The sequence below is a fragment of the Streptomyces sp. IBSNAI002 genome (assembly GCF_052244475.1).
In the GTDB taxonomy this organism is placed as follows: Bacteria; Actinomycetota; Actinomycetes; order Streptomycetales; family Streptomycetaceae; genus Streptomyces.
The window spans coordinates 1,769,393-1,783,354 of the sequence record NZ_JBQPXG010000002.1; the positions used below are offsets into that span (position 1 = coordinate 1,769,393).

At 69.5% G+C, this 13,962-nt stretch carries 15 protein-coding genes; all 15 read right to left on the reverse strand.

The window, feature by feature from the left end:
* Positions 1-65 precede the first annotated feature (65 nt).
* Genes ACTVZO_RS08635 through ACTVZO_RS08705 form a run of 15 tightly spaced genes read right to left on the reverse strand, consistent with a single transcriptional unit; the run spans position 66 to position 13,780 of the window.
* Positions 66-821: a P-loop NTPase gene (locus tag ACTVZO_RS08635; RefSeq protein ID WP_443297826.1), complete on the reverse strand. Its 756-nt coding sequence runs from the start codon at positions 819-821 to the stop codon at positions 66-68.
* The gene (locus ACTVZO_RS08640) at positions 822-2,081 is read right to left on the reverse strand and encodes a PP2C family protein-serine/threonine phosphatase (protein WP_443297827.1); all 1,260 of its coding nucleotides are present in this window, start codon (positions 2,079-2,081) and stop codon (positions 822-824) included.
* On the reverse strand, positions 2,063-2,536 hold the full coding sequence (locus ACTVZO_RS08645; protein WP_443297828.1) for an ATP-binding protein: 474 nt from the start codon (positions 2,534-2,536) through the stop codon (positions 2,063-2,065). Before ACTVZO_RS08645 ends, ACTVZO_RS08640 begins: the two co-directional genes overlap by 19 nt.
* Positions 2,533-2,844, reverse strand: coding sequence for an STAS domain-containing protein (locus ACTVZO_RS08650; RefSeq protein WP_443297829.1), 312 nt, complete (start codon positions 2,842-2,844; stop codon positions 2,533-2,535). Before ACTVZO_RS08650 ends, ACTVZO_RS08645 begins: the two co-directional genes overlap by 4 nt.
* Positions 2,845-2,860: 16 nt before the next feature.
* A complete protein-coding gene (gene glgX / locus ACTVZO_RS08655) occupies positions 2,861-5,008 on the reverse strand; it encodes a glycogen debranching protein GlgX (RefSeq protein WP_443297830.1) in 2,148 nt (715 codons plus the stop codon).
* Positions 5,005-5,349 (reverse strand): STAS domain-containing protein, encoded by a 345-nt coding sequence (locus ACTVZO_RS08660; RefSeq protein WP_443297831.1) that lies wholly within the window; start codon positions 5,347-5,349, stop codon positions 5,005-5,007. The genes glgX and ACTVZO_RS08660 overlap by 4 nt, the downstream gene beginning before the upstream one ends.
* Positions 5,350-5,386: 37 nt before the next feature.
* A complete protein-coding gene (locus ACTVZO_RS08665) occupies positions 5,387-7,210 on the reverse strand; it encodes an AGE family epimerase/isomerase (RefSeq protein ID WP_443297832.1) in 1,824 nt (607 codons plus the stop codon).
* Between the two features lies 1 nt (position 7,211).
* Positions 7,212-7,673, reverse strand: coding sequence for a VOC family protein (locus tag ACTVZO_RS08670; RefSeq protein ID WP_443297833.1), 462 nt, complete (start codon positions 7,671-7,673; stop codon positions 7,212-7,214).
* Positions 7,673-8,311: a DJ-1/PfpI family protein gene (locus tag ACTVZO_RS08675; protein WP_443297834.1), complete on the reverse strand. Its 639-nt coding sequence runs from the start codon at positions 8,309-8,311 to the stop codon at positions 7,673-7,675. Before ACTVZO_RS08675 ends, ACTVZO_RS08670 begins: the two co-directional genes overlap by 1 nt.
* Positions 8,304-9,923, reverse strand: a complete 1,620-nt coding sequence (locus tag ACTVZO_RS08680; protein WP_443297835.1) for a GMC family oxidoreductase — start codon at positions 9,921-9,923, stop codon at positions 8,304-8,306. Before ACTVZO_RS08680 ends, ACTVZO_RS08675 begins: the two co-directional genes overlap by 8 nt.
* Before the next feature lie 10 nt (positions 9,924-9,933).
* Complete coding sequence (locus tag ACTVZO_RS08685) at positions 9,934-10,320, reverse strand: nuclear transport factor 2 family protein (RefSeq protein ID WP_443297836.1); 387 nt, start codon at positions 10,318-10,320, stop codon at positions 9,934-9,936.
* Between the two features lie 4 nt (positions 10,321-10,324).
* Positions 10,325-10,780: a nuclear transport factor 2 family protein gene (locus tag ACTVZO_RS08690; protein WP_443297837.1), complete on the reverse strand. Its 456-nt coding sequence runs from the start codon at positions 10,778-10,780 to the stop codon at positions 10,325-10,327.
* Positions 10,781-10,805: 25 nt separating this feature from the next.
* Positions 10,806-11,240 (reverse strand): nuclear transport factor 2 family protein, encoded by a 435-nt coding sequence (locus ACTVZO_RS08695; protein ID WP_443297838.1) that lies wholly within the window; start codon positions 11,238-11,240, stop codon positions 10,806-10,808.
* Between the two features lie 38 nt (positions 11,241-11,278).
* A complete protein-coding gene (locus ACTVZO_RS08700; RefSeq protein WP_443297839.1) occupies positions 11,279-12,922 on the reverse strand; it encodes a thiamine pyrophosphate-binding protein in 1,644 nt (547 codons plus the stop codon).
* 33 nt (positions 12,923-12,955) lie between these two features.
* Positions 12,956-13,780, reverse strand: a complete 825-nt coding sequence (locus tag ACTVZO_RS08705; protein ID WP_443297840.1) for a type 1 glutamine amidotransferase domain-containing protein — start codon at positions 13,778-13,780, stop codon at positions 12,956-12,958.
* Between the last annotated feature and the right edge of the window lie 182 nt (positions 13,781-13,962).

Genomic DNA, 13,962 nt, shown 5'->3' on the forward strand with positions numbered 1-13,962 from the left:
CTCTCCTTGTTCTGGATTCGCTGCCGATTCAACACGGCCCCTACTGGGGGCGTAAGGGGGCGGCGTCAGGCACGCGATACTTCGTCACGTGCGTCCAACGCCGAGATGATGGTGCGGAATTCACCGACCAGGGGGTGGTCGGGAAGGGCTTCTGCGAATATGTGCTCTCCGTACAGCGCGGCCATTTCGGGCGAGTACGGCAGGATTCCGGCCAGGGGTGCGCCGTAGACCTCCTCGGCGCGCCGCCGGGCCTTCTCCCGGTCGATCCCTTCCGGGGCCATGCTCAGTACGAGGGTCCGCCGGCAGGCCAGCCGCCCGGCGAGGGCGATGGTCTCCTCGACCCCGGACAGGTCGATCCGGTCGGCCCGGGCCATGATCATCAGTACGTCGGCGCTCGCCATGGCGGTCACCGACTCGTTGTTGAGCCCGGCGTGGGTGTCGAGCAGCAGGACGTCGAGGGCGTAGTGCCCCGACAGCCGGTCGAAGCCCTCCGGGAGCAGCCCCACGTCGTACCCGCCGGCCATGATCTCCCGCAGGGCGGCGGTCCCGGTCCGGGCCGGTACGACGTACAGCCCCCCGGCCAGGGTGGGATCCCCCACCTGCTGGGCCGCGGTCTCGATCTCGCAGCGGCCGAGCAGGTAGTCGGCCAGCGAGGCGCCCGGCCGGAGCCGGAACAGCAGGTCCAGGGTGGGTGACTGGATGTCGGTGTCCACCAGTCCCACCCGGCGTCCCTCGGCCGCGAGGAGCAGCGCGAGGTTCGCCAGTACCGAGGACTTCCCGGTGCCGCCGCGGTGCGAGTGCACCACGATGGTGCGGGTCACCTAGGCCACCACCTGGTGACCGGCACCGTCCGCGTGCGGCCCCCGCGCCGCGCGTGGCCGGTGCAGGGCCAGCATGGTGACGTCGTCGTGCTGTTCGGCGGTGCCGGTGTGCTGGCGCACCGCCAGGTCGATCCGGTCGACCACGGACTTGCCGCTCACCTGCGTGCCGGCGAGCAGTTCCAGCATCCGTTCGTCACCGAGGAAGCTGCCGTTCGGGCAGCGGGCCTCGGGGACCCCGTCAGTGAACACGAACAGCGTGTCCCCGGGGTTCAGCTGGGCGTAGCCGAGGGTGTAGACGCAGTCGGGCAGCACCCCGACGGCGGGCCCCGTGACCTCGAGGGCGACGGGCGGGCTGCCGTCCGCGGGCAGTAGGAGGGGCGGGTTGTGACCGCCGTTGATGTAGACGAGGCTGCCGGTGACCGGGTCCAGCACCCCGAAGAAGAGGGTGGCGAAGTAGCCCTGTCTCAGGTGGTTGCGGGTGAGGTAGCCGTTGGTGGCGGTGACCGCGTTGAGCAGCGGGGTGGCGCCGACCACCGGGATGCGTCTGCTGCCGCCGGTGCGTCCGGCGGCGACCAGGTGCTGGAGGCCGCTGTTCTCCGCGGTGTGCCGCAGCAGCGAGCGGATGAGTGCCATGAAGAGCGCCGCGCCCACGCCCTTGTCGCAGACGTCGGCGACGACGAGGGCGAGCCGGCGGCCCCGGGAGATCTCGAAGACGTCGTAGAAGTCCCCGGCGACCTGCCGGGCCGGCCGGAACCGGACGTCGATCTCCCAGCCTTCGGGGACCGGCAGCGATTCGGGCAGGAAGCCCGCCTGGATCTCGCGGCCGATCTCCAGTTCCTTCTCGTATCCCATGAGCTCGGCGCGGGCGTCGGCTTCGCGCAGGGTGCGGCCGAGTCCGGCGCGCTCCGAGCAGCTGTGCAGCCGGGCCCCGACGAGGGCGGGCAGGAAGGGCGGTACGAGGTAGTCGTGCCCGATCCGGACGTGTTCCTCCAGGGCGGCGAACTCGCTCACCGTCCAGACGACGACGATGGGCGCGCCGGCCCAGCGGCGCAGCCTGCGTACGGCCATCCGTACGGCCTCCCCGTCGGTTTCGGCGGGGGCGAGCAGTACGTCCGCGACGGGCAGCAGGTCCTGCGGGCCGTCCCGGAGCTCCGCCAGCGTTCTGGTGACGAGTGCCGCGTCCATGCTCCGCAGCGCCGTCAGCAGCTCGGGCGGCGGGGGCGGGTACTCGTCGAGGATGATCACGGTCGTGGAGGGCATGGGTCCGTCCCCTCAGCCTTCACAGTCAGTGCGCTGATGTTGCGGCCGTCCCTGTACACGTAGCTGAACTCGTCCACGCTGGTCAGCGCCAGGTGGATGCCGAGGCCGCCGATCCGCCGGTCCTCGGGGGGAACCCCGGGGGCGGGCGGGAGGCGGCCTTCGACGGGGTCGAAGGCGGGTGCGGTGTCCTCGATCGTGATCCGGACCCCGCCCGGGCCGGAACGGCCGCGGACGGTGATCCGTCCGTCGCCGTCCCGGTACCCGTGCATCACGACGTTCGTGGCCAGTTCGTCCACGGCCAGCCGGAGCCGGTAGGCGGAGCCCTTGTCCAGGCCCGCCCGTCCGGCCAGCCGCAGGACGAACGAGGCGATGTCGCCCAGTGCCCCGACCGTCGCGGGCACCTCCAGTACGGAGGACGTCCTCGCCAGTTCGACCATGTCAGTCACGGTGGTCACTCATCGGAGAGGACGATGCTGCGGTCGAGTCCGGCCGTCCGGATGGTCCGGGAGACGGGCTCGATGGCACCGACCACCTTGATGGTGACGTTGTTCGCGACCTTCTGCTGGGCGAAGACCAGGGAGCGCAGTCCGGCGCTGGCCATGTAGCCGACGCCTGCCATCCTGATCTCGACGGTGTTGGTGCCGTGGCCGGCGGCCTTCTCGATGGTCTGGTGGAAGTCCGGCGCGGTATTGGCGTCCAGTTCGCCCGTCAGCTCGATCACGGTGGTGTCGCCCTCGATGCTCAGGGACACGGAAAGCGGCATGTCAGGTCTCCTTCGGTCAGGGCGTGTCGAAGCGCTCGGGGTCGTTGGTACGACCCACCAGGATCACCACCGAGCGCGGGCCGATCAGGTACTTCCCGGCGTTGTCCAGCTCCTGCTCGGTGCCCGGAGTGCGGATGTCGTGCGGTGCCTCGGCGCTCGTGTCGGCGAACAGGTGCCAGCTGCGGCCGCCGGGCAGGGCGGGCAGTTCCAGGTCGTGCGACTCCCAGTGCGAGTTCATGGCCACGTACACCACGTCGTCGTCCCCGGTGCCGCAGCGGGCCGCCGCCAGCAGCCGGCTCTCGTCGGACCAGTCGGGCTGCCAGGCCCGCTCCCCGTGCCAGCTGATGTCCGGCAGGCCGAGGTTCTCGCGGACCTGTCCGGTGGGGTGGGCGGTGGAGCGCAGCTCGCGGTGGTGCTTGCGGAACTCGATCATCTCCCGCGTGAACCGGAGCAGTTCGGCGTTCTCGTCGACCTGGTCCCAGTCGAACCAGGAGAGCTCGTTGTCCTGGCAGTACGTGTTGTTGTTGCCCGCCTGCGTCCGCGCGACCTCGTCCCCGGCCAGCAGCATCGGGATGCCCTGGCTGGTGAAGAGGATGGCGAGGGCGTTCTTCATCTGCCGGGTCCGCAGCCGGTTGACCTCGACGTCGTCGGTCGGACCCTCGGCGCCGCAGTTCCAGCTGTTGTTGTCGTTGGCACCGTCGTTGTTGTTCTCGCCGTTGGCCTCGTTGTGCTTGTCGTTGTACGAGACCAGGTCGGCGAGGCTGAAGCCGTCGTGCGCGGTCAGGAAGTTGACCGAGGCGGCGGTGCCGCGGCTGGAGTAGAGGTCGGGTGAGCCGGCGATGCGCGTGGCGAGCTCGCCGGTGACGCCGGAGTCGCCCTTGAGCCAGCGGCGTACGGTGTCGCGGTACTTGCCGTTCCACTCCGCCCAGCGGCCGTACGCCGGGAAGTTGCCGACCTCGTAGAGGCCGCCCGCGTCCCAGGCCTCGGCGATGAGCTTGGTGTGCCGCAGGACGGGGTCGTAGGCGAGCAGTTCCAGCAGGGGCGGGTTGGGCAGCGGGGTGCCGTCCAGGGCCCGGCCGAGGATGGCCGCGAGGTCGAAGCGGAAGCCGTCGATGTGGTAGTCGGCGACCCAGTGGCGCAGGCAGTCGAGCACGTAGTTGCGCACGACGGGGTGGTTGCAGTTGACGGTGTTGCCCGTGCCGCTGAAGTTGAAGTAGTACCCCTCGGGCGTGAGCATGTAGTACGTGGAGTTGTCGAGCCCCTTGAAGGAGATCGTCGGCCCCTGCTCGTTGCCTTCCGCGGTGTGGTTGAAGACGACGTCGAGGATGACCTCGATGCCCGCCGCGTGCAGGTCCTTGATCAGCGTGCGGAACTCGTCGCCCTGCATCCCGTAGCGCCCGGTGGCCGCGTAGCCGGCCTTCGGGGCGAAGAACGAGACGGTGTTGTAGCCCCAGTAGTCGTAGAGCTTCTCGCCGGTCTCGGGGTTCGAGCGCGGGTTGTCGCTCTCGTCGAACTCGAACACGGGGAGCAGCTCGATGCAGTTCACCCCGAGTTCCTTCAGGTACGGGATCTTCTCCCGCAGCCCCGCGAAGGTGCCGGGGGCGGTGACCTGCGAGGAGGGGTGCCGGGTGAAGCCGCGCACGTGGGTCTCGTAGACGACGAGGTCCTCGGCGGGGATGCCGAGCGGGGTGTCGTCGCCCCAGTCGAAGTCCTGGAGGCAGACCCGGGAGCGGTACTGGTAGCCGCGGCTGTAGTCCGGTTCCACGCCCCACACGTCGCGGCCGGCGATCAGCCGGGCGTACGGGTCGGACAGGACCTGCCGGGCGTCGAAGCGGTGGCCGCTGACCGGGTCGTAGGGGCCGTCGGCACGGTAGCCGTACTCGATGTTCTCGTGGTCGAGGCCGAAGACCGTCATGGCGAAGACGCTGCCGGTGCGGAATTCCTCGGGGAACTCCAGCTCGGCCATCGGCTCGGGCTCTCCGCGCTTGAAGATGACCAGGGTCATGGAGGTGGCCTGGTCGGAGAAGACGGAGAAGCTGACCCCGCCGGGGACCACGTTGGCCCCGAACGGGAACGGTTTGCCGGCGCGGACGCGGTACCCGCCCACCTCGTGGGTCGGGTACGCGTCCACCCGCAGGACCTGCTCGGCCTGGGCCTCGCTCATCGCGCTGCCTTGGCCTTGGCGGCCGCGGCCGCCGCCTCGCCGGTCTCGAAGAAGTCGAGGAAGCCGGTCGCCGACATGACGAACCGGACTTCCTCGCTCACCCCGTACAGGGTGACGCCGACGCCGGCGTGCTGCGCTTCGCGGTAGACGACGAGCAGGGTGCGCAGGCCCGCGCTGGAGACGTAGGTGACCGCCGTGAGGTCGATCTTCAGCGGCTTGCCCTCACGGACCAGCGGCAGCAGGGCCTGGAGCAGCGCTCCGGATGTCTCGCTGTTGATCTCACCGGTGGCGACGAGTACGGTGCCCGTCTTGTTCCGGCGTTCCTTGACGTTGAGAGTCATTGCTTTCCCCTCTGGTTGGGGCGCCCCCCGTTGAGCGCTACTTCTTGGCCACTGGACGCAGCCGGACCTTGACCTTCACCCGCCCCTGGACATCGGGCAGCCGCACGGTCAGGGCGTCCGCGTCGAAGTCCGTGTACGGCTTCTCGTCGATCTCGACGGACGCGATCCGCACCGAGCCCGCCGGAAGCAGGTCGGGCGAGACGCGCAGGACGCGGTCGGGCAGGTTGGTCGGGTCGGGCTGGAAGTGGAAGTCCATCTCCCGGCCGTTGATGAGCAGGTTGTTGTAGACGGCGGCGAGGTAGCACAGCTCCGCCGAGTGGTACATGGACATCGAGTGGCTGCCCTTGAGCCGCTCGGTGCCGAGGAGGTACGGGGTGCCGCTGGCGAGCACGTTGAAGTAGACGGCTCCCTCGTCGTGGTCGAGGAAGAAGGTGTTGTAGAAGGCCTCCGCCTGCCGGGCCTCGCGCACGTTGGCCTCGCCGCCGACGGTGCCGCCCAGGATGAGGTAGGCGAGGATCGCCTGCTCCTGCTGCCACCAGGCCTTGCGGTCGTGCCAGGCGAAACGATACGTCTCCTCGTCGCCGGACTTGGTCCGCTCGACGACGTCGTACCAGCCGCCGCGCTGCACGTCGCTGCCGACCGGGGGCATGATCTCGCCGATCTTCTTGGCGAGCTCCTCGTACGCCGGCTTGGCCTTCAGCGAGTTCATCCGCATCAGGTTCCAGGCGATCTTGAGGTTGTGGCCGACCACGGCGCGGTCCTGCTGCCAGCTGTGCGCCTTGTCGTGCGACCAGTCGCGGAAGAAGCGCTCCTGGACGAAGGGGCTGTTCTTGTAGTCCGGGAACTTGTCCGCGATGGTGTCGAAGGTGTACTCGAGGAAGTCGGCGTACTTCTGGTCGCCGGTCGCCAGGTACAGGTTGATCAGGTAGGCGGGCGCGTGGTCGCCGACCGAGTTCCAGTTCTTGCGCTCGGCGTTCTCCCCGAGGGACTCGTGGTCGGCGCTGAAGAGGATCGGGTCGATGTGCGAGTAGTAGCCGCCCTGCTCCGGGTCGAAGAAGAACTTGTCGAACAGCCGGATGGTGGCGTCCGCGTCGTTCTTGATCCGGACGTCACCGGTGACCCGGTACGTCTGGATCGGGCCGGCCAGCGCGTAGATCTGCTCGTACATCGGGATCGCGTCGTAGTCGTCGGAGAACTCCGAGGTGAACAGCTTGCGCTCGCTGTCCCCGTCGACGCTGATGCCGTGGTACCAGAAGACCACGTCCTCCTCGCTGTCCACGACCCGCATGTGCTTGCGCAGGTACTCGGTGCCGCGCTCGGCGACCTCCAGGTACTCGTCCTTGCCCGTCAGCAGGTAGGCCGAGGCCATGCCGTAGACCAGACGGGAGATCGTGTCGGTCTCCTGGACGTGGCTCGCGGTCTTGTCACCGCCGAGCCGGACCTCGGTGCGGTACTCGGTGAAGTCCACCGGCCCGTCGCCGAACTGCGCCCGCTTGTAGAAGTCGGCCAGCGACTCGATCTGCTTGATCCACCAGCTGGGCTCCTCGAAGCGGTAGTCCTCGGCGCCGCGGCCCAGGAACACCAGGCGCTTGGCGTCGTAGCGCCCGCCCTGCTCCGGGTAGTGGACCCCGTAGACGAAGAGGAACCGGCCCGGCGACAGCATCTCGTCGATGTGCCCGGAGGCGTCGATGTACGGCTCGTCCAGGTTGCGGACCAGCTCGGCGCTGGGGCCGCCGGCGAGCGAGACGTCGAACCCCCGGCCGTCGGACGTCTTCAGGCGCAGCAGGCGCGACGCGGAGTCGAAGCGTTCGACGTAGCCGGCGATCGTGTCGGAGAAGGAGAAGCTCACGGCGTCCGCCATGTCATGCACCGTCCTTGTCGTGAGAGCCCTCGTGAGTGCGGTCGTCCTCGAATCCCTGGCTGACCTCGACGATGACCCCGTCGGGATCACGGACCCACACGGTCCGCCATCCGCAGATGAAGTCGTCGAAGTCCAGCGGCCCCAGGGTCACTTCGGCCGCGTCGCCCAGCGATGCCAGGAACGCGTCCACGCTGTCGGTCTGAAAGGCCAGGTGGCGCATCCGCCCCGGGGCCTGCGGCCCGTCCTGGTGCGCAGGACGGGCCGGTTCGGCGTCGCCGGCCGCGAAGAGCTCCAGGTACGCGTCCCCTTTGCGCAGGAACACGATCTGTGCCTCCCCCAGGTCGACCACCCGGGCCCGGGTGAAGCCGAAGTACCGGGTGTAGAAGTCCTCGGTGGTCTTCTGGTCCGCGCAGTTCAGGCCCACGTGCGACCAGACCATCGGACGGTCCCCGGAGCCCGGCATCAGGGGGCACCCCCCAGCGGTGGCCGGGCGGCGGCCCCCCGGCCCCGGCCGGCCGCGACCAGCTCGATGATGCGGCGGGCGAAGAGGTGGTGGTGGGCGCCGGTGCGGCCGGTGACGAGGTCCCCGTCGACGACCACGTCCTCGTCGACGTACTGCCCGCCCATGTTGCGGACGTCGCCGATGAGGTTGTTGTGGCAGACGACCTTGCGGCCGCTCACCTTGCCGGGGATCGAGGAGGCCAGCCACATGCCGTGGCAGATGATCCCCTTGAGGACCGTCGGCTCCTCGAAGGCCCGGCGCAGCAGCTCGGTCGCCGGGGCGAGGACGTCCACGTCCTCGGTGTAGCGAAGCCGGTCGGCCACCATGCCGGAGGGCACGATGATCGCCGCGTACTGGCGCAGGTCCTCGTCGCTCAGCCCCTCCAGGGACTGGGTGGCGGTGAAGGGCGCCCGGTACTCGTGGCCGGAGAAGGTGATGGAGTCGTTGCCCCACAGCCGGGTCAGGAAGTCGACCTCGGCGCCCTCCTCCGCGAACCGGTGCTGGTAGTAGAAGATCTCGGGCTCGTAGAAGTCGCTCTCGACGAGCACCGCGATCCGGGTCCCGCTCAGCGCGCCCTCGCGCAGCACGACGTCAGGCACGGGAGGCCCCCTTCAGGAAGTCCGCCGCACGCTCGGCGATCATCGCGATGGCGGTGTGGCAGTTGCCCGACGGGACCGCGGGCATCACGCTGGCGTCGACGACGCGCAGGTTCCGTACGCCGTGCACCCGCAGCTCGGGGTCGACGACGGAGAGGTCGTCGATGCCCATGCGGCAGGAGCCGGCCTGGTGGTGGTAGCTCTCCGACTTCTGCTTCGCGAAGGTCCGCAGGTCCTCGTCGGACACGTAGCCGGGTCCGGGCTGGAGCTCCTGCTTGTACCAGGGCGAGAAGGCCGAGGTCGCGAAGATGTCCCGGGCGATCTTGATGCCCTGGACCATGCGTTCCAGGTCCCACCGGTCGCCCAGGTAGTTCGGGTTGATCAGCGGGTGGGCCAGCGGGTCGGCGCTCGCGAGCCTGATCCAGCCGCGCGAGACCGGGCGCACCACTCCGGGCAGGATGGACACCGTGTTGGGGTGGTCCTGGCCGACGATCACGTCGAAGGGCACGTGGACGAAGGCGATCTGGAGGTCCGGCGCGGGCAGTCCGGGCTGCGAGGACAGGAACAGAGCGCTCTCCGACAGGTTCTGCGCCGGCGGCGGGAGCTCCTGGGTCACCTCGGCCATCAGCCCGGTGAGCACGTGGTTGTGGAAGTTCTCGCCGACCCCGGGCAGGGCCGCCGTGACCTCGATGCCGTGCTCGCGCAGCTGCTCGGGGTGGCCGATGCCGGAGAGCAGCAGCAGCTTCGGGGACTCGATGGCCCCGGCCGCCACGATCACCTCCCGGCGGGCCCGTACGGTGTGCGTCCCGGGGGCCGCGGCGGAGCTGTGCCCGTCACGCACCGTCCGGCCCGGAGCGTCGCTGTCCGGAAGCGTGGCCGGGGCCTGGAGCTGGGCGTACTCGACGCCCGTGCAGGTGTCTCCGTCGAAGAGCAGCCGGGTGGACTGCGCGTTGGTGCGCAGGGTCAGGTTGGGGCGCTCCAGGGCGGGCTCCAGGTAGGCGGCGAGCACCCCCTGGCGGCGGCCGTCGGCCACGTCGATGTGGTGCCAGCCGGTGCCGAAGAGGCCGCGGCGGGGACCGTCGGTGTTGAAGTCGGCGATCTCCTCGTGACCCAGCTCGACCGCGGCGTCGATGAAGGCGCGCGAGACCGGGTTGGGGCCGTGCCGTCCGGCGTTGGTGATCCGCTGCGGACCGCGGGTGCCGGTGGTGGCGGCGGTGACGTCCTCCTGGCCCTCCAGCAGCGCGAAGTACGGGAGCACGTCCTCGTACGCCCAGCCTGCGGCGCCCTGGTAGGCCCAGTTGTCGAAGTCCGAGGCGTGGCCCCGGATGTGCATCATGATGTAGAGGTTGCTGCTGCCGCCGGGGGCCTTGCCGCGCGGTTCGTAGGTGCGGCGGCCGTCCAGACCGGGCTGCGGGGTGCTGGTGTAGCCCCAGTCCACGGGCCCGCCGAGCAGCTTGTACCAGGAGGACGGGTCGTCCACCTCGGGCGGGATCCGGGAGCCTCCCGCCTCCAGGACGAGGACGGAGACGTCCGGGTCCTCCGAGAGCCGGTTGGCGAGGACGCTGCCCGCGGTACCGGACCCCACCACGACGTAGTCGTACTCTTCCACGCTCATCGGTCCCCCCTCAGCCCTGGCTCAGCACCTGGAAGGGGACGGTGTCGTGGTAGTTCGCCATGTAGGCGATCTTTCCGTCCACGATCCGGAAGAAGTTCATGACGCGGGCCTCGATGGCCTCGCCCGAGGCGCTCACCGCGGTCAGGTGCGAGACGGCGGCGGCCTTCTCGCCGTCCGCGTCGACGATGAAGTGCACGGGCTCGTTCCGGAAGACCCGGTACATGGTGCCCATGCCCTTCATCATCGACCGCAGGACCTCGAGGCCCTCGATGTGACCGGCGAGCTGTTCGTCCATGACCTGGTCGTCGGCGAACAGGTCGCACCAGCTGTCCCAGTCGCCGGCGTTGGCGTGCTGGTAGTACTTCTCAAGGATCTGCTTCGCGTCCATCGCGCTCATCCCCCTATCGGTCCCTGCGGGTTCCGTCCGGCGCGAACGGCGCCCAGAACTGGCAGAAGGCCGAGGCCGTGTCGCCGAAGAGACCGTCGCGGCCTTCGACGATCCGGCCGTCCCGCCACCGCATGTAGTGGAAGACCGGGTAGTCCATCCGCTCGTACGGGGACCGGCTGGCCTGGTCCGCGCCGTCGCGCACGGCGACGTTGCGGCAGACGTCGGCGGAACAGTCCTCGCCGACCAGCACCGCTTCCAGGTCCATCCGGAAGCTGCCGCCCGTGAGCTTGTGGGTCTGCCCCATCAGCTCCAGGAAGGCGTCCAGGCTCTCGTACCAGCCGGCGAGCGGGTGGTTGCCCGGCACCAGCCAGCGCAGGTCCTCGGAGTAGTACCCGAGGATGCGTGCCCGGTCGCCGGAGCCGAGGGCGGCGTAGGCCGCCCGGACCCGCTCCGCTGTCACTTCGGTCATCGTCGCTTCTCCTTCGCCGGCGCGGTCAGAGGGAGCCGGAACCGGGCATCGGAGCCAGGTCGTTGACGGTGTACTGCTTGATCAGCGGCCCGTCGGGGCCGGACACCACGGTCCAGGTCTGGTCGGCGTCGAAGCCGAGCCACTCGCTGCGGGCGGCCGGCGGGTTCCAGATCTTGGCCTGCCAGTTGACGAGCACCCGGACGATCGCCCGGTCGCCCTCGATGACGGGCTCCACCTTCGTGACGGTGTGCACCTCGTCGAAGAACCGGTTGGTGACGGCCTCGTACCAGCGGCCGAAGCCCTGGTGCCCGAGGAAGACGTCCTCGGGGACCTTGAACTCCAGGTCCTCGGTGATCAGGGCGAGCACCTGGTCCAGCGGTACGTGCTGGTCCAGCGCCACGTACCAGTCCTCGGCGAAACTGCGGATCGCGTCCTCGGTCAACTGCCGCTCGGCGGGCATGCGGTCTCCTCCTGTTCCGTGCTGCGTGACTGCTCTGGTCAGATCTGGATGTCGACGAGGAACGGACCGGGGTGGGCCAGCATCCGGCTCACGGCGGCGGCCGCCTCGTCCGGCTTCTCCACCCGTACGCCGCCGGCGCCGAGCGACCGGGCCAGCCCGGCGAAGTCGATCTCGGGATGGGAGAGGTCGAAGGAGCCCGGGAACCCGTGCTCCGGGATGTCCCGCTCCCGCCAGTACTGGGCGATGTTGTCGTCCAGCAGCCGGTACTTGCGGTTGTTGCAGACGACGAACTTGGCGTCGATGCCGTGCCGGGCCGCCGTCCACAGCGCCTGGTACGTGTACATCGACCCGCCGTCGCCCGCGAAGCCGACGACGAGCCGGTCCGGACGGGCCAGCTTGGCCCCGACCGCGCCCGGGAAGCCCACGCCCAGCGAACCGCCCCGGGTGAGGTGGTAGTCGCCCGGGCGCTCCGCGGGCAGGTACTTCGTGACGAGCGGGGAGGTGGTCAGCGCCTCGTCGAAGACGATCAGGTCCCCGGCGGTGCGCTCGGCGAGGGTCCGCAGGAAGACCTCCATCGGCGTGCCGCCGTCGGTGGCCGACCGCGCCTCCCGCGCCCGCTCGCGGGCCCGTACGTCGATCCGGGCGGCCGCGGCGGCCCGCTGCTGCGGGGTCAGCCGGTGCTCCAGTACGCCCGCCAGTGCGCGCAGCGCCTGCTTGGGATCGGCGGCGAGGCCCAGGTCCACCGGGTGGTTCTTGGCGATCTCATAGGCGTTGAGGTCGATGTGGACGACCTTCGCGCCGGCCCGGAAGGGGCTCTCCAGTTCGGGGAACACCTCCGGGAAGACGTAGGTGCCGACGATCAGCACCCCGTCGGCGCTCCCGACCAGCTCCTTGCTGTGCGGGCCGAACATGTGGCCCGTCTGGCCCCGGCGCAGCGGGTGCGAGGCCGCGATGTTGACCTCGGAGGAGTCGACCTCGTACACGTCGGCGCCCAGCAGCTCGGCGACGGCGGCCAGTTCGTTCTGCGCCCCGGAGAGCGAGACCCCGTCCCCGATGAGGAGGACGGGCCGCTCGGCGGAGGCGAGCAGCTCGGCCGCCCGCCCCACCGAGGCCGGGGACGGTGCCACGTCCGTGAGCGGCACCGTGGCGGGCAGCACGGGCTCGGAGTTGAGCTCGTCCAGCACGTCCATCGGCAGCGCCACGAACACGGGTCCGCGGGGCGGGGTGAGCGCGATCTTGACGGCCCGCCGGATGGTGCGGAGCACGGAGTGCCGGTCGGTGACCCGGGTCGCGTACTTCGTCACCGGCTTGGCCATCGCCACCAGGTCGGACGCCATCTGCGCGTCCATGGCGTCGTAGCGCACCCCGGCGTCACCGGCGACCACGACGAGCGGGGTGTGGCCGCGCAGCGACTGGTAGAGCATCCCGATGCCGTTGCCCAGCCCCACCCCGGAGTGCAGCTGGAGGAGCGCCGCGCCGCCGGTGGCCCGGGCGTACCCGTCGGCGATACCGGCGGCCACGGTCTCCTGGAGGGCGAGGATGTACTGGAAGTCCTCCGCCGCGTCCACCGCGTCGAGGAATCCCTGTTCCACCGTCCCCGGATTTCCGAACATCACCTTCAGGCCGTCGGCCTTGAACTGCTCGATCAGCCTTTCCCGTCCGGGAGTGGCTCCGGTATTCATCGAACTCCCCCTCATTCCCACGAGTTTCCGGAATTACCAGCCGTATCGGGTGAGACCGTCCTCGAGAACTTCCACGATCTTCTGTCCGGTGAGGTACGAGTCCGGGGTGGACCGTCCGGTCACGAACGGGAAGTCGACGATGACGGAGACGGGCTTTCCGAAATTCCCGTGGTACGCGCCGCGCGGGCCCGTCGCATCGCGCAGGATGTACTCCAGCGGGTACGGCGGCGGTCCCATGTTGAAGTCGGTACCGAGGAATCCGGTGCCGTCCTTGTAGTCGTACTCCTTGCAGTGGCCGGTCACGTGCTTGCCCCAGATGATGCTCTTGCGGTCGCTCCAGTCCCGGGCGAAGGCCAGGCAGGCGACCCCGTAGCACTCCGCGGCCACGACCTTGCCGGCCTTCTTGAAGGCGAGGATCAGGGCGTGCACGCGCTCGTTGTTGGCGAGGTCGGCGATCGGGCCGCTGCCGCCGACGATGAGGATCGCGTCGTAGCCGTCGATGTCGGCGTCGAGCTTGTCCAGGTCGCGGTGGTACTGCTCGAGCTTGCGCAGGTAGCCCTCGTCGCTCGTGTACGGGCGCTCCGGGACCCACGCCTCGATGTCGAGCGGCGAGTCGAGCCGGCTCGACTGCTCGAACTCCCGGCCCAGCCGGGCGTTCTCCTCGGTGGTGACCGAGCGTCCCAGTGGAGGGTCGATGTAGTTCGCGTCGAGGCTCGGCGGGAGAGCGTGTGCACGCTTTCCGGTCGGCGTGGCGAATATGACCTCGTAGCCCCGCTCATCGAACTTCGATACGGGGCCTATCAGTTCTTCGGCCCAGTAACCGTGTTCGGAGACAATGACCAGAATCTTTCTGCTCACGTATTCCTCCAGGCGCCGCCTGTTGTCGTTGGCGTCCCCCACACTGGCCGCGCCCGGAGGCTGCGTCAAAGCGCCTGTGTGCGACTTCGTGAGGTAGCGGCCCAGGTCATGGGGGCACCTCAGGAAGTCGTCCGCCGACGTCATGAAGTAGCTTCAGGACTACCTGACTTCGGCCGAATCAG